14 protein-coding genes and 2 pseudogenes are annotated in these 23730 nt (G+C 69.1%); 8 read left to right on the top strand and 8 right to left on the bottom strand.

Annotated elements, in window-relative coordinates:
* Positions 1 to 45: 45 nt before the first annotated feature.
* The 5 genes from AB4Y92_RS02905 to AB4Y92_RS02885 all read right to left on the bottom strand — a co-directional run bounded on the left by AB4Y92_RS02905 (position 46) and on the right by AB4Y92_RS02885 (position 7323).
* Positions 46 to 1497, bottom strand: coding sequence for an efflux transporter outer membrane subunit (locus tag AB4Y92_RS02905; protein WP_441818285.1), 1452 nt, complete (start codon positions 1495 to 1497; stop codon positions 46 to 48).
* Positions 1490 to 4660 carry an efflux RND transporter permease subunit gene (locus AB4Y92_RS02900; protein ID WP_441818284.1) on the bottom strand — a complete coding sequence of 1057 codons (3171 nt, stop codon included), beginning with the start codon at positions 4658 to 4660 and terminating at the stop codon, positions 1490 to 1492. The genes AB4Y92_RS02905 and AB4Y92_RS02900 overlap by 8 nt, the downstream gene beginning before the upstream one ends.
* 235 nt (positions 4661 to 4895) lie before the next feature.
* Entirely contained in the window at positions 4896 to 6116 is a 1221-nt protein-coding gene (locus tag AB4Y92_RS02895) for an efflux RND transporter periplasmic adaptor subunit (RefSeq protein ID WP_441818283.1), read from the bottom strand.
* A complete protein-coding gene (locus AB4Y92_RS02890) occupies positions 6113 to 7087 on the bottom strand; it encodes an SDR family NAD(P)-dependent oxidoreductase (protein ID WP_441818282.1) in 975 nt (324 codons plus the stop codon). Before AB4Y92_RS02890 ends, AB4Y92_RS02895 begins: the two co-directional genes overlap by 4 nt.
* Entirely contained in the window at positions 7084 to 7323 is a 240-nt protein-coding gene (locus tag AB4Y92_RS02885; protein ID WP_441818580.1) for a DUF2798 domain-containing protein, read from the bottom strand. Before AB4Y92_RS02885 ends, AB4Y92_RS02890 begins: the two co-directional genes overlap by 4 nt.
* A gap of 561 nt (positions 7324 to 7884) precedes the next feature.
* Between AB4Y92_RS02885 and AB4Y92_RS02880 the strand changes: the two are divergent.
* Positions 7885 to 8844, top strand: a pseudogene (locus AB4Y92_RS02880) (LysR substrate-binding domain-containing protein); the annotation flags it as partial.
* Positions 8845 to 9307: 463 nt separating this feature from the next.
* Here the strand turns inward: AB4Y92_RS02880 and recD are convergent.
* From recD to recC, 3 genes are read right to left on the bottom strand one after another with little or no spacing between them, the layout of a single operon-like run.
* Positions 9308 to 11143 carry an exodeoxyribonuclease V subunit alpha gene (recD, locus tag AB4Y92_RS02875; RefSeq protein ID WP_441818281.1) on the bottom strand — a complete coding sequence of 612 codons (1836 nt, stop codon included), beginning with the start codon at positions 11141 to 11143 and terminating at the stop codon, positions 9308 to 9310.
* Positions 11140 to 14703 carry an exodeoxyribonuclease V subunit beta gene (gene recB / locus AB4Y92_RS02870; protein ID WP_441818280.1) on the bottom strand — a complete coding sequence of 1188 codons (3564 nt, stop codon included), beginning with the start codon at positions 14701 to 14703 and terminating at the stop codon, positions 11140 to 11142. Before recB ends, recD begins: the two co-directional genes overlap by 4 nt.
* Positions 14700 to 18116, bottom strand: a complete 3417-nt coding sequence (gene recC / locus AB4Y92_RS02865) for an exodeoxyribonuclease V subunit gamma (protein WP_441818279.1) — start codon at positions 18114 to 18116, stop codon at positions 14700 to 14702. Before recC ends, recB begins: the two co-directional genes overlap by 4 nt.
* A gap of 464 nt (positions 18117 to 18580) precedes the next feature.
* Between recC and AB4Y92_RS02860 the strand changes: the two genes are divergently transcribed.
* The 7 genes and pseudogenes from AB4Y92_RS02860 to AB4Y92_RS02830 all read left to right on the top strand — a co-directional run.
* A complete protein-coding gene (locus AB4Y92_RS02860) occupies positions 18581 to 19369 on the top strand; it encodes an ABC transporter ATP-binding protein (protein WP_215060904.1) in 789 nt (262 codons plus the stop codon).
* Positions 19369 to 20118 (top strand): MlaE family lipid ABC transporter permease subunit, encoded by a 750-nt coding sequence (locus AB4Y92_RS02855; protein ID WP_441818278.1) that lies wholly within the window; start codon positions 19369 to 19371, stop codon positions 20116 to 20118. Before AB4Y92_RS02860 ends, AB4Y92_RS02855 begins: the two co-directional genes overlap by 1 nt.
* Before the next feature lie 259 nt (positions 20119 to 20377).
* Complete coding sequence (mlaD, locus tag AB4Y92_RS02850) at positions 20378 to 20941, top strand: outer membrane lipid asymmetry maintenance protein MlaD (protein WP_441818277.1); 564 nt, start codon at positions 20378 to 20380, stop codon at positions 20939 to 20941.
* On the top strand, positions 20938 to 21600 hold the full coding sequence (locus AB4Y92_RS02845) for an MlaC/ttg2D family ABC transporter substrate-binding protein (protein ID WP_215060897.1): 663 nt from the start codon (positions 20938 to 20940) through the stop codon (positions 21598 to 21600). The genes mlaD and AB4Y92_RS02845 overlap by 4 nt, the downstream gene beginning before the upstream one ends.
* Before the next feature lies 1 nt (position 21601).
* A complete protein-coding gene (locus AB4Y92_RS02840) occupies positions 21602 to 21883 on the top strand; it encodes an STAS domain-containing protein (RefSeq protein ID WP_235112608.1) in 282 nt (93 codons plus the stop codon).
* 194 nt (positions 21884 to 22077) lie between these two features.
* Positions 22078 to 23235, top strand: coding sequence for an MlaA family lipoprotein (locus tag AB4Y92_RS02835; RefSeq protein ID WP_441818276.1), 1158 nt, complete (start codon positions 22078 to 22080; stop codon positions 23233 to 23235).
* A gap of 396 nt (positions 23236 to 23631) precedes the next feature.
* Positions 23632 to 23730, top strand: a pseudogene (locus tag AB4Y92_RS02830) (IS1595 family transposase); the annotation flags it as partial.

Here is a 23730-nt window from a genome sequence, read left to right as displayed (position 1 = left end):
TGCTTTTTTCGAATCCCGAATCCCAAATCCCGAATCCCGGCTACATCAATTGCGCGCCACGCCTTCGCGCACCGGCTCGCGGCCCGGCCAGCCGCCGGCCATCGCCTTGTACAGCGAGATCGCACCGGTGACGCTGCGGGTACGGCCGTCGGCGAAGGCGTCCTGCGCCTGCAGCTGCGTGCGTTCGGCGTCGAGCACTTCGAACAGGTCGGCGGCGCCGGCCTCGTAGCGCACGCGCGCGAGCTTGGCGGCCTTCAGGCTGTCCTGCGCGGCGCGCTCCAGGTGCTGGTCCTCGACGCGGGCGCGCGCATAGCGCACCAACGCGTTCTCGGTGTCTTCCAGCGCCAGCAGCACGCTTTGCTGATAACGCGCCAGTTCGCCTTCGGCGGTCGCATCGGCGGCCTTGATGCGCGAACGCACACGGCCGATATCCAGGAACGACCAGTCGATGCCCAGCGCGACCAGGCGGGTTTCGCTGGCGCGTTCGAACAAGGCGGACGTGTCGATGGCCTGCGAACCGATCAGCCCGCTCAGGGTGAAGCGCGGGAACAGATCGGCGGTGGCCACGCCGATGCGCGCGGTCGCCGCGTGCAACCGGTGTTCGGCCGCGGCGACGTCGGGACGGCGGCGCAGCAGTTCGCCCGGCGTGCCGGCGTCGAGCCGCTGCGGCAGCGCCGGCAAGGCGCCGGCCTGATCCAGCTCGGCGATCAGCGCGTCCGGCGTCTGCCCGGTCAACACCGCCAGGCGATGCTCGGTGATCGCGACCTGGGCTTCCAGGTTCGGCACCCGCGCCAAGGTGGCTTCCAGTTGAGCGCGCGCACGCGAAGTATCGAACTCGGTGCCGCGCCCGGCGTCGAAGCGCGCCTGCACCAGACGCAGGGTCTCGGTCTGGTTCTCGGCGTTTTCGCGCGCGACCCGCAGGCGTTCCTGCAGGCCGCGCAGCTCGACGTAGCTGCGCGCCACTTCGCCGACGATCGACACCTGCATCGCCTGCAGATCGGCGGCGCTGGCCCAGGCGTCGGCGCGCTGGGATTCGATGTTGCGGCGCACGCGGCCGAACACGTCCAGTTCCCAGCTCACGTTGGCCTGCGCGCTGTAGCTCTCGTTATCGCGCGCCGAGTTCGGCGCGCCGGGCATCTGGTCGGAGCTCGAACGCGTGTCGCTGCCGCTGGCGCTGCCGGTGATGGTCGGGAAGCGGTCGAACTTGGCGCCGCGCAGCAAGGCGTTGGCGCGGTCGTAGTTGGACAGGGCGATGCGCAGATCGTGGTTGGCCGACAGCGATTCCTCGACCAGCCGCGTCAGCAGCGGGTCGTTGAAGCCGCGCCAGAACTCGGCGTCGGGCTCGGGCGCGACGGTGCCGTCGGTGGCCGCTTGCGCATCGCCGCGGGCGAACTTGTCCGGCGTGGACAAGGTCGGCCGGACATAGTCCGGACCGACGGCGCAGGCGGCCAGCGCGAGCGTCAGCACGGCGATCGCGGGGAATTTCAGATTACGCATGGACTTTCTCCGTAGCGTTGTGATGGTCGCCGTGCGAGACCAGCTTGTTGCCGGCCATCTTGCGCAGAGCGACGTAGAACACCGGGGTCAGGAACAGACCGAACAAGGTCACGCCCAACATGCCGGCGAACACGGTGATACCAGTGACCGAGCGGACTTCCGCGCCGGCGCCATGCGACAGCACCAGCGGAACGGTGCCGGCGATGAAGGCGATGGAGGTCATCACGATCGGGCGCAGACGCAGGCGGCACGATTCCAGCGCGGCCTCGACGATGCCCTTGCCCTGCAGTTCCAGTTCGCGAGCGAACTCGACGATCAGGATCGCGTTCTTGCACGCCAGGCCCATCAACACCACCAGGCCGACCTGCACGAACACGTTGTTGTCGCCGCCGGTCAGCTTGACGCCGATCAGCGCCGACAGCATGCACATCGGCACGATCAGGATCACCGCCAGCGGCAGGGTCCAGCTTTCGTACAGCGCCGCCAGCACCAGGAAGGCCAGCAGGATGGCGAGCGGGAACACGATCAACGCGGCATTGCCCTGGCTGGCCTGCTGGTAGCTCAGGTCGGTCCATTCGATTTCCATGCCGTTGGGCAGCACCTTGGCGGCCAGATCGGTCAGCAACTTCATCGATTCGGCCGAGGACATCACCTTCGGATCCACGCCACCGGCGATATCGGCGGCCGGGTAGCCGTTGAAGCGCAGCACCGGGTCCGGACCGAAGGTCTGCTTGATGTTGACCATCGAGCCGATCGGCACCATCTCGCCGCGATCGTTGCGGGTACGCAGGTTGCCGATGTCCTCGATGCTGTCGCGGAAGGAACCGTCGGCCTGGGCGATCACCTGCCAGGTGCGGCCGAACTGATTGAAGTCGTTGACGTAGGCCGAACCCAGATAGGTCTGCAAAGTGTCGAACAACTCGGTCAGCGGCACGCCCTGCGCCTTGGCCTTGACGCGGTCGACTTCGGCGTCGAGCTGCGGCACGTTGGCCTGATAGGTGCTGTTGGGATAGCCCATGCCCGGGGTCTGCATGATCGCGCCCTGGAAACCGGACACGGCGTTCTGCAACGCGCCGTAGCCCAGGTTGGTGCGGTCTTCCACGAACATCTGATAACCCGCGCCGTTACCCAGGCCGAGGATCGGCGGCGGCATCAGCGCGAAGGTGAAGCCTTCCTGGAAACCGCCGATCTTCTGGTTGATCTCGGTGGTGATCTCGGCCGCGCTGCGATGGCGCTGCGCGAACGGCTTGAGCGGAAGGAACGCGACGCCGGTGTTCGGGGTGTTGGTGAACTGCACCGCGTTGAGGCCGGGGAACGCGATCGAGTGCTCGACGCCCTCGGTCTTCATCGCCACGTCGGTGACTTTCTTCAACAACGCGTCGGTGCGCGAGATGGACGAGCCTTCCGGCAACTTCACGCCCGCGATCAGGTACAGCTTGTCCTGCAGCGGAATGAAGCCGGCCGGCACGATCTTGAACATGAAGCCGGTGGCGACCAGCAGCACCGCATAGACCACGAACACCGCGCCGCGCTTGCCCAGGATCCGCGAGATCGAACCTTGGTACTTCTGCGAGCTGGACGCGAAGAAGCGGTTGAACGGACGGAACAACCAGCCGAACAGGCGGTCGATCAGACGCGTCGGCGCATCCTTCGCCGCGCCGTGCGGCTTGAGCAGAAGCGCGGCCAGGGCCGGCGACAGGGTCAGCGAGTTGATCGCCGAGATCACCGTGGAGATGGCGATGGTCACCGCGAACTGCTTGTAGAACTGGCCGGTCACGCCCGACAAGAACGCCATCGGCACGAACACCGCGCACAACACCAGCGCGATCGCGACGATCGGGCCGGACACTTCCTTCATCGCCTGGTGCGCCGCTTCCAGCGGGCTCAGGCCTTCTTCGATGTTGCGCTCGACGTTCTCCACCACCACGATCGCGTCGTCCACGACGATGCCGATCGCCAGCACCAGGCCGAACAGGCTCAAGGTGTTGATCGAGAAACCGAGCAGATACAGCGCCGAGAACGTACCCACGATCGAGACCGGAACCGCGATCAGCGGAATGACCGAGGCGCGCCAGGTCTGCAGGAACAGGATCACCACCAGCACCACGAGCAGAATCGCCTCGAGCAGGGTCGTGACCACGGCCTTGATCGAATCGCGCACGAAGATGGTCGTGTCGTACACCGCTTCGTACTTGATGCCGTCCGGGAAGGTCTTGGCGATGCGGTCCATGTTCGCGATCACCTTTTCCTGGATGTCCAGCGCGTTCGCGCCGGGGGCCTGGAAGATACCGATGCCGACCGCGTTCTTGCCGTCGAGCTGCGAGCGCAGGCTGTAATCGCCGGCGCCCAGTTCCATGCGCGCGACGTCGGACAGACGCACCAGCTCGCCGCCCTGGCCGCTCTTGATCACGATATCGCCGAATTCCTTCTCGCTGCGCAGGCGGCCCTGGGCGTTGATCAGGGTCAGGAAGTCGCTCTTGGCGATCGGCTCGGCGCCGAGCTGGCCGGCGGAGACCTGCACGTTCTGCTCGCGCATGGCGCGGACCACGTCGCCGGCGGTCAGGCCGCGCGAAGCGATCTTGTCCGGGTCGAGCCAGGCGCGCATGGCGTAGTCGCCGCCGCCGAAGATCTGCGCATCGCCCACGCCCGACAGGCGCGCCAGGGAATCCTTGACGTGCAGACGGGCGTAGTTGCGCAGATACAGCGTGTCGTACTTGCCGTTGGGCGAGGTCAGATGCACGACCATCAAGAACACGGGCGACTGCTTCTGAGTGGTCACGCCTTGCCGGCGCACGTCCTCGGGCAGTCGCGCCAGCGCCTGGCTGACGCGGTTCTGCACGCGCACGGCGGCGTCGTCGGCGTTGGTGCCCGGGCGGAAGGTCACGGTGGTGACCAGCACGCCGTCGGAACCGGCGACCGACTTGATGTAGATCATGTCTTCGACGCCGTTGATCGCTTCTTCAAGCGGCGTGGCGACGGTTTCGGCGATGACCTTGGGGTTGGCGCCCGGGTACACGGTGCGCACGACCACCGAAGGCGGTACCACTTCGGGATATTCGCTGATCGGCAGGATCGGTATCGCGATCAGGCCGGCGGCGAAGATCACGATCGACAGCACGGCAGCGAAGATCGGCCGATCGATGAAAAACTTGGAAAAGTCCATGACGGATTCCTTGGTGCGGGGTTGAGCCGCATGAGTCCCCGGCCGAGTCCGTGGGGGAGGTCGGCCTTGATTGCTTGAAACCTCGCGTTCGCGTTTGCCTTGGCTCGTCGTTCCCGCGAACGCGGGAATCGGGAGACTTCAAACGCTCTCGCCCGAAAGGCCCTGGATCCCCGCGTTCGCGGGGATGACGGCAGGAACCCTTCGAAGGTTCGGGATGTCGCTCAGCGCACGGCGATCACAAAGCCCCGGCCGCCGCGCCCGGCGCCGCCGGCGCGGGCGCCGGAGCGCCCATGGCGATGGTCTTGGGATTGACCGGCATGCCCGGGAAGAACACCTTCTGCACGCCGTGGACGATGACCTTGTCGGTCGGCGCCAGGCCCGAGTTGACCACGCGCAGGCCGTCGATCATCCGGCCCAGCACCACGTCCTTGCGCACCGCGGCGTTCTTGTCGCCGAGCACGTAGACGTACTTGCGGTCCTGGTCGGTGAGCACGGCCTTGTCGTCGATCAGCATGGCCTTGAACTCGCCGCTGCCTTCCAGCTGCACGCGCGCGAACAGGCCCTGGGTGAAGGCGCGATCGGCGTTGTCCACCACCGCGCGGGCGCGGATGGTGCCGGTGGTCGGATCGACCTGGTTGTCGGTGAAATCGACCGTGCCCTTGTGCGGGTAGCCGGTTTCGCTGGCCAGGCCGATGCGGACCGGGTTCTTGTCGCCTTCGCGTTCGCCCTTGCGCGCCAGTTCGTTGTAGCGCAGGTAGGTCTGCTCGTCGCTTTCGAAGTAGACGTACATCGGGTTCTGCGAGACCACCGAGGTCAGGATGGTCTGGTCGGCCGAGGCCAGATTGCCCACGGTGACCATGGCCCGGCCGGCGCGGCCGTTGATCGGCGAACGCACTTCGGTGAAGGTCAGATCGAGCTGGGCCGAAGCCACCGCGGCTTCGGCCGCGCGCACCGCGGCGTCGCCGCCGGTGCTGGCGGCGCGGCGGGTTTCGAACTCTTCGCGCGAGATCGCCTTGGCTTCGACCAGGGTCTGCGCGCGCTTGTCCTGGGTCTGGGCCAGACGCGCTTCGGCGCGCGCCTGTTCCAGCTGCGCCTGAGCGCGGTTGAGCTCGGCGCGGTAACGGCGCTGGTCGATCACGAACAGCAGGTCGCCCTTCTTGACCTCCTGGCCTTCCTTATAGGCGATGCGATCCACATAGCCGCTGACGCGGGCGCGCAGCTCGACCGACTCCACCGCGCTGACGCGACCGGTAAATTCGTCCCACTGCCGCACCTGCTTGCTCAGCACCTGGGCGACGCTGACTTCCGGCGGCGGCGGCGCGCCGCCCTCGTGGGGCGCGGCCTGGCTGCCGCAGCCCACGGCTGCCAAAGCGATGACGAGACTCGCGGCCAGCGCGAGCACGGAGAGTCCGACGGCGGGTCGGCCGGAACGGACGTTGAAATGACTGGTGCTCATCGGGGGGTGGGTTCCTGTTTGGGATTCTGGGTGGTCAGCGACTTCAGCAAGGCGCGCGCGTCCTGGAGGCAGCGTTGCGTTTTTTCATCGGACGGGCTGTCCGGACCTTGCGCACATGCATCGGGCGAAGTCGTCTTTGGAACGGTGTTGAGGCTGGTAGTGGTCGGATACGGCTCGGTGCTGCGAAGCTCGGTTTGGCTGGCTGGCGCGCGGGTATCGCTGCGGCTGGCGGGCGGTGAAGGGACACGGGCGCGCGGCGGCAACACCGAGGGCGAGACCACGCGCGAGGCGTAGGGCACGATCGGCCGCGGCGGCTCGTCGCTGATGTCGTGATCGATCAGCGCCATCGCGCGCTGGCCGACCGACAGGGCGCTGGGCCATTCGGGGCAGGAATGACGCTGGTTGAACTCGGTGCACACCGGCGTGTCCACGGCCAGCAACTGCACGCGCACCGACAGCTGGCGCGCTTCGTCGTGCAGCACGCGCGCGAGCATGCGCAGCGCGGCCGCGCCGATCGAGCGGTGGCCGTAGCCGGCCCACGGGTGCTCGCTGCCGGGACCGCCGACCAGCACGTAGGTGCCGCCGCGATCGTGTTCGGCCAGCAACGGCAGCAGGTGGCGCGCCGCGGCGAGGTGGGGGAGCAGATCCTCGTCGAGCTTGCGGCGCAGGAACTCGGCCGGATTGTCGAGCAGGCGGCCTCGTTCGGCGCTGCCGCACACGGCCGCCACCACGCCCGCGAGCGGGCGGCCGAGCTTGCGCAGGGCGCGGGCAAGCTTGGCGCCGGCGGCGTCGTTGGCGACGGAACCGGCGACGGTGGTCAGGTCGGCGTGGGGGTAGCCGGCCTTGAGCGCCTTGAGTTCGCCTGCCTGACGCGCCACCGCGATGACCGGGCGGCCGCTGTCGATCGCGGCCTGCACGACCCCGCGGCCGACGCCGCCGGTGGCACCGAGTACAACCAGCGGGGCTTTCATTGTCCCGCTCCTGGGACTTTTTCTCCCGTGACCGGGACGATCACGTGACGCTTGTCATCCCGGGTGAAGTGCGCGAGTACAGCGCTCACCGCCGGCATCAGCAGCATGGCCGCGGGCAGGGCGATGGTGAAGGCCAGCACCCAGGCCAGCATCCAGGCTTCTTCCGCGCCCTGGGCCAGGCCCTGGCGGAAAACGACCACGGCCAGCCCGATCAGGGCGGACATGGCCACCAGCATTAAAGGTAGAAAGGCGAATCGGGCTTGGCGGGGGCTCAACATGGCGGGGGCCTCTTGTCGATATGCGGCACAGAGTAGAGATGAGAACAGCACTTGATTAGCCCGCGATTAAGGGAATAATTGTCCCGGAAACGGTCCAATATCCCTCCGACCCCCTTGAACGGCTCGCGGGCGACCCCTACGCAATAGAGCGGGGGTGGTCCTGGACCCTCAGATGGGGCTCCACGCACTGACAGGACGACGGCGCCACTGTCGGCTTTCCGCGGCCGCCCCGGCAGTGGACGAGATCAGCCAACGCCGGTGACAGCCGTCACCCACGACCCAGGCCGGGCGGAACCGGCCGCCGATACGCGACGGATCGCGCAACGCAACCGATCAGGCAACGCATTGAACCGGCCGCGAGGCCGGGGCGATATCCGAATCCTTCCCGATCCGGCCCGCCGCAGCTCACATACACCGTCCACGCTCTTCGCTCAGCGCACTTCCGTCGTCGCATCCCGCTGCAACCGCTTTCGCTCGCGCCGTCTCTCTTCCGACCCATTACCAAGGAGGCCATCCCCCATGGCTCACGATCTCAACGACACCCTGATCTTCGTGAAGGTGGTCGAAAGCGGCAGCTTCATCGCGGCCGCGCGCGTTCTGCGCCTGCCCAAGACCACGGTCAGCCGCAAGGTGCAGGAACTGGAAACGCGCCTGGGCGCGCAGCTGCTGCATCGCACGACGCGCAAGCTCGGCCTGACCGAAGCGGGCAACATCTACTTCGAGCACTGCCAGCGCATCGCCCGCGAACTGGCCGAAGCCGAAAGCGCGGTCGGCCAGCTGCAGGGCGGCCCGCGCGGCTGGTTGCGCATCACCGCGCCCTATTCGGTCGGCATCACCTGGATCGCGCCGCTGCTGGGCGAGTTCCACGCGCGCCATCCGGAAGTGCGGGTGGAGATGAACCTCAGCAACGAAACCGTGGACATGATCGACAAGGGCATCGACGTCGCCCTGCGCGTCGGCGACCTGCCCGACTCGAACCTGATCAAGCGCCGGCTGGCGATCTTCCGCACCCAGATCTACGCCAGCCCGAACTACCTCGCCCGCCACGGCGAACCGCTGCATCCCGACGACCTGCGCCATCACCGCACCCTGGCGATGCCCAAGTCGCGGCGCAACAACGAATACATCTGGACGCTCAGCGACGGCGAGCGCAACGTCGATTACGTGATCGACCCGGTCATGGTCGCCAACGACCCCGGCCCGCTGCGCGGCGCATTGCTGTGCGGCGAAGCGCTGATGCTGGCCGCCGACGTCACCGTCAAGGCCTTCGCCGAACAAGGCTACGTGCAGCGCGTACTGGCCGGCTGGACCGGGCCGGAGTACGAGTTCAACGCCGTATTCCCGCGCGGGCAGGTGCAATCGCCGAAGGTGCGCGCGTTCGTCGACTTCCTGGTCGAGCGCCTGAACTTCGACGCCGACTACATGCAGGTGCTGTGCCCGGACGCCAAGCGTTTCCGCAAGGTCTCGGAAGAAGCCGAAGCCACCCTCGCGCACAGCCTGGCCAAGGAAGCCGGCGAACCGCGCACGATCGCGGTGCCGGTGGTGGAAGCGATCGAAGCCATCGCCGAAGCGGTGGACGCCAAGCGCTCCGGCAAGACGCCCGCGCGCGCCGCCAAGCGCGCCGAGGATGGGGTGGCGCGCCGGGACGATACGCCTAGTGATGAGGATGCGGCGTTGGTGTAGGCGGCGGCGAGGTTATCGAAACCTCCCGATCGATTGCACCGATTCCCAACGCCCCACCTCGCGACAGCGAATCCCTCCTACCGGTTCCCCCCTTTGAAAAAGGGGGCCAGGGGGGATTTGCTTTTTGCTCTTGCTTGTCCCAGCCAAAGCAAAAAGCAAATCCCCCGCGCTGAAGCCACCCTCGATCCCGATCAACGCCGGGTGCCCGCCCCCTTTTTCAAAGAGGGCAACAGGTCGTCGCTTCGTTGTTGATGAAAAGCTACGCCCCCAACCGCCACGACAACCCCGACACCCGCGCCGCGTGCCGCGACAACGCCAACCGCAGCACCGTTTCGCTGGCGGCGATGTGCAACTCGCGCCGCGCCCGGGTCAGGCCGGTGTAGATGAGTTCGCGCGACAGGTGCCGTGCGTCCTGGCGCGGCAGTTGCAGCCACACGCTGTCGAATTCCGAGCCCTGCGCCTTGTGCACGGTCATCGCGAACGCGCCGCCGTGTGCGGGCAAGGCCGAGGGATGGAAGCCGCGCACGCCGTCGCTGCCGCCGGCGAACCACGCCACCGTCGCCGCGCCCGCGTGTTCGTCGCCGCGCGGCCGCAAGCACACGCCGATGTCGCCGTTGAACAGGCCGTGGCGATAGCTGTTCTCGGTCACCAGCAACAGGCGGCCGTGGAAATACGCCGGGCGATGGCTGCCGGCCAATGCTTCCTCGATGCGCGCGTTCAAGGGCGCGGCGCCCTGGCCGCCGTCGCGCATTGCCGTCAGCAGACGCAGTTTCGCCGCCAGGGCCAGCGCCTGCGCCGGATCGTCGGCCGCGCCGATTTCGCGCCACACCGACAACAGACGATCGCGGCCGCCGCCGGCCAGCGGATCGTGCACGTCTTCGTGGAAATGCACGCCGGCCAAAACGCCGCTGCGCAACAGTTCGAGCGCGGTGTCGGCATCGCCGGCGCGCGTGGCTTCGGCCAGCGGCGCCAGATCCAGGCTCTCGGCCTGACGGTAGCCGCGGCGCAGATGCACGCGGTACGCGCTCAGCGGCTGCGCTGCGTCCTGGATCGGCGTGTCTTCACCGAGCAAGGGCCGCAGCTGCGCGGCCCACGCCGCCGGCAGGCCGTCGTCGTCGCCGGCCGCATCGACGATCGCCGCGAGCACGTCGCCGGCTTCCACCGACGGCAGTTGATCGCGGTCGCCGAGCAGAATCAGCCGCGCGCCGTCGGGCACGGCTTCGACCAGCTTGCACATCAGCGGCAGATCGACCATCGAGGCTTCATCGACCACGATCACGTCGAAGGCCAGCGGATTGCGCGCGTCGTGACGGAAGCGCGGGCTGTCCGGCACGCTGCCGAGCAAACGGTGCAGAGTGCTGGCCTGGCGCGGCAAGGCATCGCACAGCGAGGCGTCGACCGCGTCGAGTGTGCACAGGCGTTCGGCCGCCACGCGCAGGCTTTCGGCCATGCGCTCGGCGGCGCGGCCGGTCGGCGCGGCCAGGGCGATGCGCGGCAGCGGCGCGCCGTCCACGCGCGCTTGCGCGATCAACAGCACCAGCAAGCGCGCGATGGTGGTGGTCTTGCCGGTGCCGGGGCCGCCGGTGGCGAGCAGCAGCGACTGCAGCAGCGCCAACGCCGCCGCGCGCGCCTGGCGGTCGTCGTCGCGCGCATCGGGAAACAAGGCCGCGAACAGCGGCGCCAGCGCGGGCAGATCGGCCGGCGCCGGCGCGAACGCGGCGATACGGCGCAGGCCTTGCGCCAGACGGCGTTCGTATTCGCGATAACGGCGCAGATACAGCAGCCCGCGTTCGAGCACCAACGGCGCCGCCGGATCGGCCGGCCGATCGGCCTGCGGCGTCGCGATCCAGCGCGAATCGGCCAGCGCCGCCAACCATTCGTCGCCATCGGGCCATTCGATCGCCGCTTCGGTCAGCAATTGCGGGCGGCGCGGATCGAACGCGGCATGGCCGCGCGCGATCGCCTGCGAGGCCAGCGCCGCGGCGGCGAGCACGCGGTCGGGCGTGTCGCGATCGAGTCGGCGCAAGGACTGCGCCAGGGCGTGATCGACCGTGCGCAGCGCGCCTTCGCGGTAGAGGCTGTCGAGCAGGCTCATGGCGCGATCCTGCGGCCGGCGAACAAGGCGTCGATGGCGTCGACGAGTTCGCGCGCGGGTTTGTCCGCGTGCACGCCCGCGGCCGGATCGCCCGGGTCCAGGCCGCGGCAGAACAGGTAACGCACGCCGCCGAAATCGCGCGCGTAGTCGTAGGCCTCGCCGAGGCGGAAGCGCAGCCAGCGATGCAGGGCGATGGTGTAGATGAGCGACTGCAAGGTGTATTCGCTCTCGTTCATGGCCCGCTCGATCTGCGCCGGCTCGTAGTCGGGCAGCCGGTTGGTCTTGTAGTCGAGCACGTAATAGCGGCCTTCGAAGGCGTAGACCAAGTCGATCTTGCCGGTCATCAGGCCTTCCAGGCGGCGGCGCAGACCGAAGGCGCGGCGATCGCGCAGCCAGCCGTGCGCGTGCAAGGTCGCCAGCAGCGCATCGACCGGCGCCGATTCCAGGGCGAAATGGAATTCCATTTCGCTGCGGCGCTGGTGCTCGGCCACTTCGCACAATCGCGCGCCTTCGGGCATGCGCGCGGTCAGGGTCATACCGACCAGCGAGGTCAGCAGCGGCAGGCCATCGTCGATGTCGGCTTCGACATAGCCTTCGCCGCGCATCGCCGCGGCCAGGATATCCGGCGCGCCGTCGGGCGCCGGCTGCTCCGGCGTCCACTCGCGCCAGGCGGCGAAATCCACGCGTTCCAAGGCGTTGTGCACGACATTGCCGAAGCGGCTGCCCGAGTAGCGCGCATCGCCCGGCGTCAGCGCCACCGCCGCGGTCTGCGGTTCGTCTTCGGCGCCGCGTTCGTCCTGCGCGGCCTGGGCCACGCCGCCGTCTTCGTTGGTCAATTGGGTGAAGCTGTAGACCCACCAGTCGCGCGGCACCGAACGCCGCGCCTCGCGCGCCGGCGGCACCGCGCCGCTCGCCAGCGGCGGCAACGGCGTCGGCGTCGGTTCGGGCGGCGCGGCGTCGATGACGATCTCGCCCTCGTGTCCGCGCGCGAGCGCATCCAGGTCGGCCAGCATCGGCCGCAACGGCGAGGCCGCGGCCAGATACAGGGGCCCGGTCGCGATCCACAGCGCATGCCGGGCGCGGGTCAGGCCGACGTAGAGCAGGCGCGCGTCCTCGGCGCGCGCCTCGGCGGCGGCGCGTTCGCGCGCGCTGTCCCAATCAGGCGTGCGCGGATCGGACACCTGCGTCTGCAACTGCATGATCCGGCCGTGCTGCGGATCGGGGTATTCGCACCAGCGTCCGCCGCGCGGCTCGCGGCCGATCGCGACGAAGGGCATGAACACCAGGCCGAACTCCAGGCCCTTGCTCTTGTGCAAGGTCAGGATCTGCACGCGGTGCGCGTCGGACTCCAATCGCAGTTGCTGTTTCTCGTCGCTGTCGTCGGCCTCGGCGATGCGCAGTCGCAGCCAGTCGCGCAAGCCGTGCAGGCCCAGCGAACGGGTGTCGACTTCCTGCAGGGTTTCGCCCAGTTGCAGGGTGTTGGTCAGGCGCCGCTCGCCGTCGTTCAAGCCGAGCAGGCGCGGCGCGTGTTCGGCGCACAGATCGGCGATCAGCGCGAGCGGGCCGTGGCGCTGCCAGCGTTCGCGCCAGGCCAGCGCGTGCAGTTGCCAGTCGCGCTGCAGGTCTTCCTCGCGCGCCAGTTGCGCTATCGCCGCGCCGTCCAGGCCGATCAGCACGGTCGCCAGCGCCGCGCGCAGACGGCCACCGTCGCCCGGATGCAGCAGCGCGTCGAACAAGGTCAGCACTTCCATCGCCTGCGCGGTCGCGAACAGGCTGCGCCGGCCGGCGGCCACCGCCGGAATACCGGCGGCGATCAGGGCCTGCTGGATTCGCGCGGCTTCGTCGTGGCTGCGCACCAACACGGCGATGTCGGCCGGTTGCAGCGCGCGCGCACCGATGTTGGCGCGGCCTTCGCGCGCATCGCGCAGCCAGCCGTGGATCGCCGCGACGCAGGCGCGCGCGGCCAGGTCGCGCGATTCCGGCGCGCTCCATTCGGGCTTCTTGCGGCCGTCGTCGGGCGCCGGCAGCGCGCGCACGGTCAAGGCCGGCGCGGTCGCGCTGTCGCGCTGCAGGTCGGTGTCGGCGACCGCGCCGCCGGCCTGGACTTCGCGGAAGGCGATGCGCGTATCGACGAACGCGGTCTCGCCGGCCTGCGCGTACAAGGCCGAGATCGCGCGCAGCAGCGACGGCCGCGAGCGGAAGTTGTGATCCAGCGGCGGCGCCTGATCGGCCAGTGCGGCGGCCGTCAGATAGGTATGCACGTCGCCGCCGCGGAAGCCGTAGATGGCCTGCTTGGGATCACCGATCAGGAACAGCGCGCGCTGGGCGAACACGCGCTGGAAGATCGCCCACTGGCGCGGATCGGTGTCCTGGAATTCGTCCACCAGCGCCACCGCGTACTGCTCGCGCAGGCGCTGCGCCAGAACTTCGCCTTCGGGGCCTTCCAGCGCCGCGGCGACGTCGCCGATCAGATCGTCGAAGCTCTGCACCCGGCGCACGCGCTTGAGTTCGGCCAGGCGTTCGCGCGCGGCGTCGCGGATGCGGTGCACCAGGCTCACCGCCTGTCCCGCTAACCATTGATCGCGCTGCGCCGCGGCGTCCAGGTACGCCGCGACCGCCTCGAACAAGGGCGAAGCCGGCGTCGCCGCGTCCTTGCCCTTGTTGGTCTTGGCGGCCAGCGCGGCCGGCGTGAGTTTCTCGATGCGCTCATCCAGCGGCTGCGCGGCGTCGCCGTTCGCGCTCCACTGCTTCAACACCGACCACAGATCGCGCGGCAGATTCGCGCGGTAGCTGTTGCCGTTGAGCACCTTGCCGGCGATGGCGGCATCGAGCGCGGCGAAGGCGTCGTCGCCGTGTTGGGCGAAGCTCGCGCGCAGCGCGGCGGCGGCGAGCAGCAGGTCCGGCAGCGGATCGGCCGCTTCGGCCGGCGCCGGCGGCAACAGCAGCGGCGCGCGCAGCAACGCGCCCAGGTCGGACGCCAGCGACGACGGCCCGCCCGGCCATTGCAGCGACAGCAATTCCGCCGCGGTGGCCTCGCTGCCGAACGCGCGCCACAGGTCCAGGGCGATTTCGTCGAGCAGCTCGCGCTCGCTGCCGATCATCTCCGGCGCGGCGAAGGCTTGTCCGGTTTCCAGCGCGTGTTCGGCCAGCACCCGCGCGCAGAAGCCGTGGATGGTGACCACGGCGGCCAGATCGATCTCGCGCGCGGCGCGCTGCAGGCGCGTGCGCAAGGCGGCGGCGCCTTCGCTGTCGGCTTGCGCGCGCACCAGTTCGCGCGTGATCGCGCGTTCGGCGTCGTCCTGATCGGCCGGCAAGGCCGGATCGTCGGCGGCGATGCGCGCGGCCAGCAGCAAACGGCGGCGCAGGCGCTCGCGCAACTCCTGCGTGGCCGCGTCGGTGAAGGTCACCGCGAGGATTTCGCTGACCCGCAGGCCGCGTTCGATCACCAAACGCGCGACCAGCGTCGCCAAGGTGTAGGTCTTGCCGGTGCCGGCGCTGGCCTCGATCAGGCGCAGGCCGTCCAGCGGCAGGTCGAGGAAAGGATCGCGCGCGAGGTTCATGCGCCGCCATCCTCGTCGCGTCCGTGCACGACCGCGTCGAACACCAACCGGGCGATGCCGCGGAATTGTTCGCCCAGTTCCGGGTCCAGGAACGGATCGCGCCCGCGCAGCGCCAGTTGCACGCCGGCCGGGCTGGCCTCGCCCCAACTGCGCGCGCTGCCGTGCCATTGCGCTTCGGCCTTGTTCCAGCCGGCGTGACCGCGGCCGTCCTGGTCCTGGGATTCGGCTTCGTACCACAGCCATCCGGCGCGCGGCAGGAACGGCAACGGCATGCGCAGGCCGTAGTCGCGCAATCGCAGCAAGGCGCGCAGCGCGGCCTGCGCGGCCGGCGGCGACAGCGCCGGACGCAGATGCGGCCCGGGGCCGTCCGCGGCCTGCGCGAACTGGGCCAGCGGGCGCGCATCGCCGAGCGCGGACAGCACCAGCCAGTCCAGGCCGTGGGCGATCTGCGAAGGCCCGTGCAAGGTGTCGAAACGCAATCGCGCCAGGCCGCCGGCATAGACATCGTCGAGCCGGCCGCGCAGTTGCGCTTCGCCCAGATCCAGATCGAACGCCAACGCCTGCGCCTCGCCGCTGCGCCAGCGCGCGAACGCATCCGCGAACGGCCGCACCTGCCCCAGCAGTGCGTCGAGCTGACGCCGGCCGAGCGGCCCCGACGGCAACAACGCGCGCGCGCGCAGCGCGGCCTGCAAACGGTCGCGATCGACCGCGCCGTCGCCGGCCAGCAGATCGTCGAACACCGCGCGCTGCAATTGCTGGCGGAACAGGCCCGGGCCGGGCAGCACCAGCGGTTCGACATCGTCCGCGCTGTCGATCTCGTCCGGCAGTTTCAGGCCCAGCCGTTGGCGCAGGAAGGCGCTGGGCGGATCGCGCAGGAAGCTGCGCAGATCGCGGTAGTCGATGACGCCGTCGTTGCCGCCGGCATCGGCCGGCGGCGGGTCCGGCGCCAGCGGATCGTCGAGCCACGGGCCCAGTTCGAGCCGCTGCGAGCGCGCACCGGCGTCCACCGCCGGACGCCATTCGCCGCGATAACTGAAACGCCGCGGCTCCGGCTCGGCGCTTACGCCGGCGTCGGCGCCGAACGCGGCCGGCGCGAACGGCTGCAGCGGTTCGCGCACGGTGAACTGCGCGCGCACCCGCGCCGGGTCGGCGTGGTAGCGGGCGATCACGTCGAGCAGCTCCGACACCAGCGTGGACGGTTCGCGCTGGCTGCCGTCGCGCGGATCGGCGCCGAGGTAACTCAGATAGAAGGTGTCCGAGGCGGCGGCGAACAACTGCAGGAACAAGAAGCGGTCGTCGTCGCGCAGCGAGCGGTCGCCGTGACGGCGCGCGGCGGTGCCCAGTTCGGCGGCGAGGCGGTTGAGGCCGCCGGCCGGATCGCGGCGCGGATAGTCGCCGTCGTTCATGCCGAGCAGGCAGATCGCGCGGAACGGGATCAGGCGCATCGGCACCATGCGGCCGAAGCTGACGCCGCCGGTGAGCAGCGGCGCGCGCGTGTCGGCCTCGGCCAGCGCGGCGCGGAAATGCGCGCGCACCACTTCCGGCGGCACCGCGCCGTCGTAGCCGGCGTGCGCGGCGTCGCTGGCGAAGCGCTCGATCAAGCTGCGCAGGCGTTCGAGCGTGCGCTGATCGGCGGCGTCGCGCAGGCGTTCGGGCAGCAGCGCGCGCAGCAGGCCGAGCAGGCGCTCGGACCATTGCGCAGGCGTGAGATCGGCGGCCAAGCCGCGCTCGAAGCGCGCCAGCACGCGCAGCAAACGGATCAGCGCATCGAGCGCGTCGAGCGAGGCGCCTTCGAGTTCGGCATACGGGGCGATGCCGGCGACCATGTCGTGGCTCGCCTCGTCGCCGCCGGCGGCGTGACCGATCAGCAGGCGGTCGAGCGCGAACGCCCAGGTGTAGGCATCGTCGCCGGGCGCGTCGTGGCGGCTGCGATGGGCCGCGTCGATGCCCCAGCGCGCGCCGGCATCGCCGAGCCACAGGCGCAGGCGGTCGAGGCCGGCGCTGTCCAGGCCGGCCTGCTCGGCGATCGCCGCGGTCGCCAGCAGATCGAGAATCTCGCTGAGGCCGAAGCGCGACACCGGCAGCGCCAGCAAGCGCAGGAACACTTCCGCCAGCGGTTCGGCGGCGAGCGGGCTGACGTCGGCCAGCGCATAAGGAATAAACCCCGGCCGCCCGGCCAGGCCGCCGAACACCGCGGCGATGTGCGGCGCGTAGGGATCGATGTCGGGCGCCAGCACGGCGATCTCGCGCGGCTGCAGCGGCGGATCGAAGCGGCGGCCTTCGGGCGAATCGCGGTCGAGCAGCGCCTGCAGTTGATCGTGCAGCACCTGCACCTCGCGCAGGCGGGTGTGGCAGGCGTGGACTTGCACGCTGGCGTCGGCGCGGTCGAGCTGCGCGCGCCACGGCCGCGAGGGTAGCGCGCGCCGGTGCAGCAGGTCGCGTTGCAGGCGTTGCAGCAGGCTGTCGCGCGCCGGGTCGTCGTGGCGGCTTTCTTCCGGATCGGCGTAGGCGGCGATTTCGCCGGAGGGATGCACGACTTCGTAGCCGCCCAGCACCGCCATGAAATCGCGCCCGGCCGCGCCCCAGGCCTGCAGCAGCGGGTTGTCGTCCTCGCCGAAGGCGGCGTCTTCGCCCTGGCGCAGGCGCTCGGCCAGGGTGCCCAGGTCGCCCCAGTACTTGCGCGTGGGCGTGGGCAGATAGAAATGCAGAGTGCCGGCCAGCGCTTGCGTGGCGATCACCCGCAGTACGTCGGGCGAGATGTTGAGGGTGGCGAAGGCGAACAGCCGCGGCGGCAGGCCGCGCGGGATCGTCGCCGGGCCGCCGTGATCGGCGCCGAAGCGGGCGAGGTAGTCGTCGATGCGGCGCGCGCGGTAGCGGCGGCCGGCGGCGACGCGGCGCCACAACGCGGCCTGCGCGTCGTTGCGCTCGTGGCCGGCGTCCCAGGCCAGCAGCCAGTCGCGGCGCCAGGCCTGGTATTTCTCGAACAGCGAAGCCAGTTCGCCCGACAGCGACCAGGCTTTGATCGGATCGTCGCCGTCGAGGTAGGCGCGCAGCGGCGCGAGCGCGGGTTCGCGCAGTTGCGCGGGCTGGGACAAGGTGGCGTAGACGCGCCAGTGCAGGGCGGCGGCGTCGAGGTCTTCGCCGCGCTCGGCCTGGGCGCCGGTTTCGTTCGCCTCCAGCGCGCGTTGCACGAATTCGCCGGGGGTGAGGAATTCCAGATTGGCGGCGATGCCGTGCGCCTGCGCCAGCGTCGCCTGCAGCCAGCGGCGCATCGCCACTTGCGGAATCAGCACGGTGTCGGGCGTCAGCAGCGCCTGTCCGGGCGCCGGCGTGCGCAGTTCCTGCGCCAGCATTCCGGCCAGCACGTCCAGCGCATTGGAGTGATAGAGACGGAAATCGGGGCGCGCGGACATTCGGACATCTTGCCGCATGGGGGCTCGGGGTGCAGGAGCGGGATGTGGCGTTTTTGCTTGGGAGTCAAAAGCAAATCCCCCCTGGCCCCCCTTTTTTAAAGGGGGGGAACGCTTCTATGTGGTGCGTGGTGTTTGACGGCGGCGCGGGCTCGGACTCGACGAAGCGACGATCGATTCGTTGCCACGTCCCCTCAAGGTGAGTTCCCCCCTTTGAAAAAGGGGGGCCAAGGGGGATTTGCTCTTAGCGACGATCAACCGCAACGCTTAAAACCGTTTTAATCCACCCCCGTCACGCTTCCACCCCACACACTGCACCGACCTTTCTCCGACCCATCGCCGGGCGCAGACCGCTAAGCTGCAACAATGGCGCCACGCTCCAACCCCGTTCAGCCTCGCTGGGCCAAGCTGCGCCGTTTTGTAGACGTACCCGCTTCGCTCCCGCCCGCACCGGATTGTCTTTCCGCATGACGACGTCATCGCCCATCGTCCGCCTGACCGACCTGCGCCTGGATCGCGGCGGCCGCAGCGTGCTGCGCGGAATCAATCTGTCGGTGCCGCGCGGCAGCATCGTCGCGGTGCTGGGGCCGTCGGGCAGCGGCAAGTCCACGCTGCTGTCGGCGCTGACCGGCGAGCTCGCGCCGGCCGCGGGCAAGGTCGAGGTGTTCGGCCAGCAGGTGCCGCAGAACCAGCGCGACCTGCTCGAACTGCGCAAGGGCATCGGCGTGCTGCTGCAAGGCAACGGCCTGCTGACCGACCTCACCGCCGCCGAAAACGTGGCGCTGCCGCTGCGCGCCCACACTAAACTGCCTAATGCGCTGATCCGCCGCCTGGTGCTGATGAAGCTGCACGCGGTCGGCCTGCAGGCCGCCGCCGACGCCTACCCGCGCGAGCTGTCCGGCGGCATGGCCCGCCGCGTCGCCCTGGCGCGCGCGCTGGCGCTGGACCCGCCGCTGATGATCTACGACGAACCGCTGACCGGCCTGGACCCGATCGCCTCCGGCGTGGTCATGAGCCTGGTCCGCCGCCTCAACGACACCCTGGGCCTGACCAGCATCGTGGTCACCCACCACGTCCACGAAACCCTGCCGGTGGCCGACCACGCCATCGTCATCGCCAACGGCGGCATCGTGTTCTCGGGCACGCCGGCCGAGCTGGAACACAGCACCGACCCGCTGGTCCGCCAATTCCTGCGCGGCGAGCCCGACGGCCCGATCGGCTTCGATGCCGCGCCGCGCACTTCGGAGGCTGCTTGATGCCCTTGATCGAGGCCACCCGCTCGCTGGGCCGTGCCGGCCTGTTCTCGCTGTCGGTGCTGCGCGCGTCCAAGCCGACCGCGGACTTCTTCCGCGAGCTGATCCGCGAGATCTACAAGATCGGCGCGCGTTCGCTGCCGATCATCGCCGTTGGCGGCGCGTTCGTCGGTCTTTCCGTGACCCTGCTGGGTTATCGCGCGCTCGACACCTACGGCGCGGCCAATCAGGTCAGCGCGATGCTGGGCCTGGGCCTGTACCGCGAACTCGGGCCGGTGCTGACCGCGCTGCTGTTCATCGGCCGTGCCGGCAGCTCGATCGCGGCCGAACTGGGCCTGATGCGCGCAACCGACCAGATCACCGCACTCGGCCTGATGGCGATCGACCCGATCGGCAAGGCGGTGGCGCCGCGGTTCTGGGCGGCGGTGCTATGCGTGCCGCTGCTGACCGGGTTCTTCTGCAGCCTGGCCATCACCGCCAGCTACTTCGAGTCGGTGCACGTGATCGGCATTGAGGCCGGCACATTCTGGCAGGTGCTCAAGGACAGCGTCGATTTCTATAACGACTTCCTGATGGCGTTCGTGAAGTCGGCGGTGTTCGGCGCCACCGCGGCGCTGGTGGCGGCGTATGTGGGTTACCACGCCGAGCCGACCATCGAAGGCACTTCGGTGGCGACCACGCGCGCGGTGGTCAATGCTTCGTTGCTGGTGCTGATGTTCAACTTCGTGATGTCGGCGCTGCTGTTCAAGTAAGCCGATTTCCTTCTCCCGAAAGCGGGAGGAGCGCTTTGTTTTTCCCTTCTCCCGCAAGCGGGAGAAGGTGCCCGACAGGGCGGATGAGGGCTCGGGTGAGGTTGCAGCGCGGAAATCGCGCGCCCTCACCCCAACCCCTCTCCCGCCAGGCGGGAGAGGGGCTTCAGAACCCGACCCTTTCGCAATACCCACACCGTTCCAGACATACCGTTTCCACAGCCGCGTTGATCCGCGCGGGCTTTATCCCCAAGGTGATGCCATGTCCGTCCGCAGTCCCCGCATCGAGTTCGCCGTAGGCGCGTTCCTGCTGCTCGCCCTGGCTTCGCTGCTGGTGTTGGCCATCGCCTCCACCAACGGCAAGTTCGGTTTCGGCGGCGATAGCTACAACATCACCGCCAAATTCACCACGATCGGCCCCCTGCGCCCGAATGCGCCGGTCAAGATCGGCGGCGTGACGGTGGGCCAGGTCACCGATATTTCGCTGGACCCGGTGAAGTACAACTCGGTGGTCACCCTGGCCATCAACAAGCGCTACACCCTGTCCGCCGACACCTCGGCCGGCATCCTGACCAGCGGCCTGCTGGGCGAGAGCTATGTCGGCCTGACCCCGGGCGGCGACCCGGAAAACCTCAAGCCCGGCGGGGAGATCTTCCTGACCCAGCCGGCGGTCGATCTGATCCAGCTGGTCGGCAAGTACATGTTCAGCGGCGGCGGCGCACAAGGCGGCAATGGCGGCGGCGCGTCCGCGGCCAAGCCGGCCGATGCCGACGTTCCCGATTACCTCAAGGGCGAAGCCGCCCCCTCCGACGAGAGCAAGAAATGAAGCGCATCCTGATCGCCACCGTCCTCGCCTCGGCCCTGATCGCCGGCGCGCCCTCCCTCGCTTTCGCCCAGGCCACCGCGGCCCCGGGCCAGGCCGCGCCCGCCGCCGGTTCGCCCAGCGCGATGGTGCTGGCCAACAGCACCCGCATCCTGTCCACCCTGGAATCGCGCCGCGCCGAGTTCAGCAAGAACCGCGCCGCGCTGAGCCAGTTCATCACCACCGAATTCAACACCGTCTTCGACCGCGACTACGCCGCACGCCTGGTCCTGGGCACCCACGGCCGCGGCGCGTCCGACGCCGAGGTGAACCTGTTCGCCGACGCCCTCACCGGCAGCCTCATGCAGCGTTACGGCTCGGCCCTGCTCGACTTCAACACCCGCCTGCAGGTCCGGATCAAGTCCGAGACCCCGCTGCGCGGCGGCGCCATCGTCAAGGTCTCCAGCGAGTTCCTGCGCCAGGGCGGCGAGCCGATTCCGGTGGACTACCTGCTGCGTAAGAACGGCGCGCAGTGGAAGGTGTTCGACGTGATGGTGGAAGGCGTCAGCTTCGTGCAGACCTTCCGCAATCAGTTCGACACCCCGCTCAATCAGAAGTCGATCAGCCAGGTCGCCGCCGACATCAAGGCCGGCAAGCTCCAGGCCCAGGCGAGCAGCAACTGAGATGAGCGCGGCGAGCGTTCGCAAGGACGGTGAGGCGCTGGTGTTCGCCGGCGCCCTCGACCGTGCCGCGGCCGCCGCGTTGTGGCCGCAGGCGCGCGCGCTGGCCGCGGGCGCGCGCCGTTTCGATCTGACCCAGGTCAGCTCGGTCGATAGCGCCGGGCTGGCGCTGCTGGCCGAACTGGCCGCGCAGGCGCCCGACGTGGCCGTGGTCGGCGAACCCGCCGGCCTGGCCGAGTTGCGCGCGGCGTACCGGCTCGATGCTTCGCTCGGTTTCGGTCACTGACCCACGACCGGCGTCGCATTAACCCATTGTTGCGGTCGCCGACGCCCTCCTGACGAGGCCTGGCCGCCCCCACCGTTGTCCTGGAAGACTAGACTGCAACCATGCGCCCCCACGCACTCCCTTTAGCGCTGGCCCTGGCTTTGGCCGCGCTGCATTCCGTACCGGCCCTCGCGCAAGACGCGGCGCCGGCCTCCGTGGCTGCCCTTCCCGAATCCTCCGCCGCCGATGCGCTGGCGCTTGAACCGGCGGCGATCGAATCGCAGCCGGGCCAGGTCGCGGCCGATCCGCAACCGATGCCCGTGCACGCGGACGCTACGGCCGCGGTGCAGACCGATTCGGCGATCGCGCTGTCGGCGGCCGGGGTGAGCCCGGACTCGGCCGACGCGCCCGCAGTCGAAGCGACCGTCGAACCGGCCGTTGCCACCGACGCGCTGGCGACCCGCGGCATCGACCTGGATCCGATGTCGCTGGACTACGCCCTGGCCCAGATCGATCCGTCGAAGGCGCCGCCGGCCGGCGCCTCGACCGATCCGAGCGACCCGCGCACCGACGCCGAACGCGATTTCGACGACATCTACGGCGTGTCGGCTTACGACCCGGTCGCCGATCCCACCCTGCCGGCGCCGGCCAACGTGCCCGGCGCCTACGATCCGTGGGAGAAGTACAACCGCAAGATGCACCGCTTCAACATGGCGGTGGATCGCGCCGTGGCGCGGCCGCTGGCGCGCGCCTATTCCAAGGTGGTGCCGCGTCCGATCCGCCTGGGCGTGAGCAACTTCTTCAACAACCTCGGCCAGCCGGTGTCGATCATCAACGCGCTGCTGCAGGGCAAGCCCAAGCAGGCGGCGCAGTCGCTGGGCCGTTTCGCGCTCAACAGCACGCTGGGCATCGGCGGCATCTTCGACCCGGCCACCGCGGCCAAGCTGCCCAACCGCAGCGAAGACTTCGGCCAGACGCTGGGCGTGTGGGGCTGGAAGCGTTCGCGCTACGTCGAGCTGCCGTTCTTCGGTCCGCGCACCGTGCGCGACACCTTCGGCATGATCGGCGACGCCCCGCTGAGCCCGCTGCGCCAGATCGAACGCGACCGCATCCGCATCCCGCTGCAGGGTTTGCAGTTGGTGGACGTGCGCGCGCAGCTGTTGCCGCTGGACAGCCTGCGCGACGGCGCCGAGGACGAATACGCCCTGGTCCGCGATTCGTGGACGCAGCGCCGCGATTACCAGATCTTCGGCGACCGCATGGAAAAGAACGGCGACACGCAATTGCCGGACTATCTGCAGGACGACAGCAACCCGAGCGTTCCGGCTGATGCGATGCCGATGATGCCTACCGATGGTACTGGCGTGCGTTGATTGCGTTGCGGCCTACTGCCGCGGCAGTAAAAACAGGAACGGCCCGGATGCGAATCCGGGCCGTTTTTTGTTGGTGGGGATTGCGCGCTGAATCCCCATCCTTGCGCTCCACACACACGATCGCACCGTGCAGTTCCCCCCTTTGAAAAAGGGGGGTTAGGGGGGGATTTGCTTTTTGCCGCGGTAACTCGCGAGTCCCGGCAAATCCCCCGCGCCGCTACTGCATCGGCTCACGGTTCCACGCAGGGCGCTCGCCCCCTTTTGCAAAGGGGGCAAATTGACGTGGCTTCGTTGAAAGACGAAACACTCGCTTGCTTGGAAGCCCTCATGCAGTTCCCCCCTTTGAAAAGGGTCTTAGGAAGCAAAGCTGTCCCATAACGCAGCTATCTTCCTGAAATGCAAAAGAAAAACAGGTACTACAGCCGTTCGAAAATCAGCGAGGCCCGATTTCGGGCGCTCGTGCGCTGTTGGGCACTGGATCTCACCGCCACCAAC

Origin of the sequence: Lysobacter sp. TAB13 (assembly GCF_052113885.1) — a bacterium.
In the GTDB taxonomy this organism is placed as follows: Bacteria; Pseudomonadota; Gammaproteobacteria; order Xanthomonadales; family Xanthomonadaceae; genus Lysobacter; species Lysobacter gummosus.
Note: the sequence above shows the minus strand (reverse complement) of the source record. Positions and strands in the feature narration are given on the sequence as shown.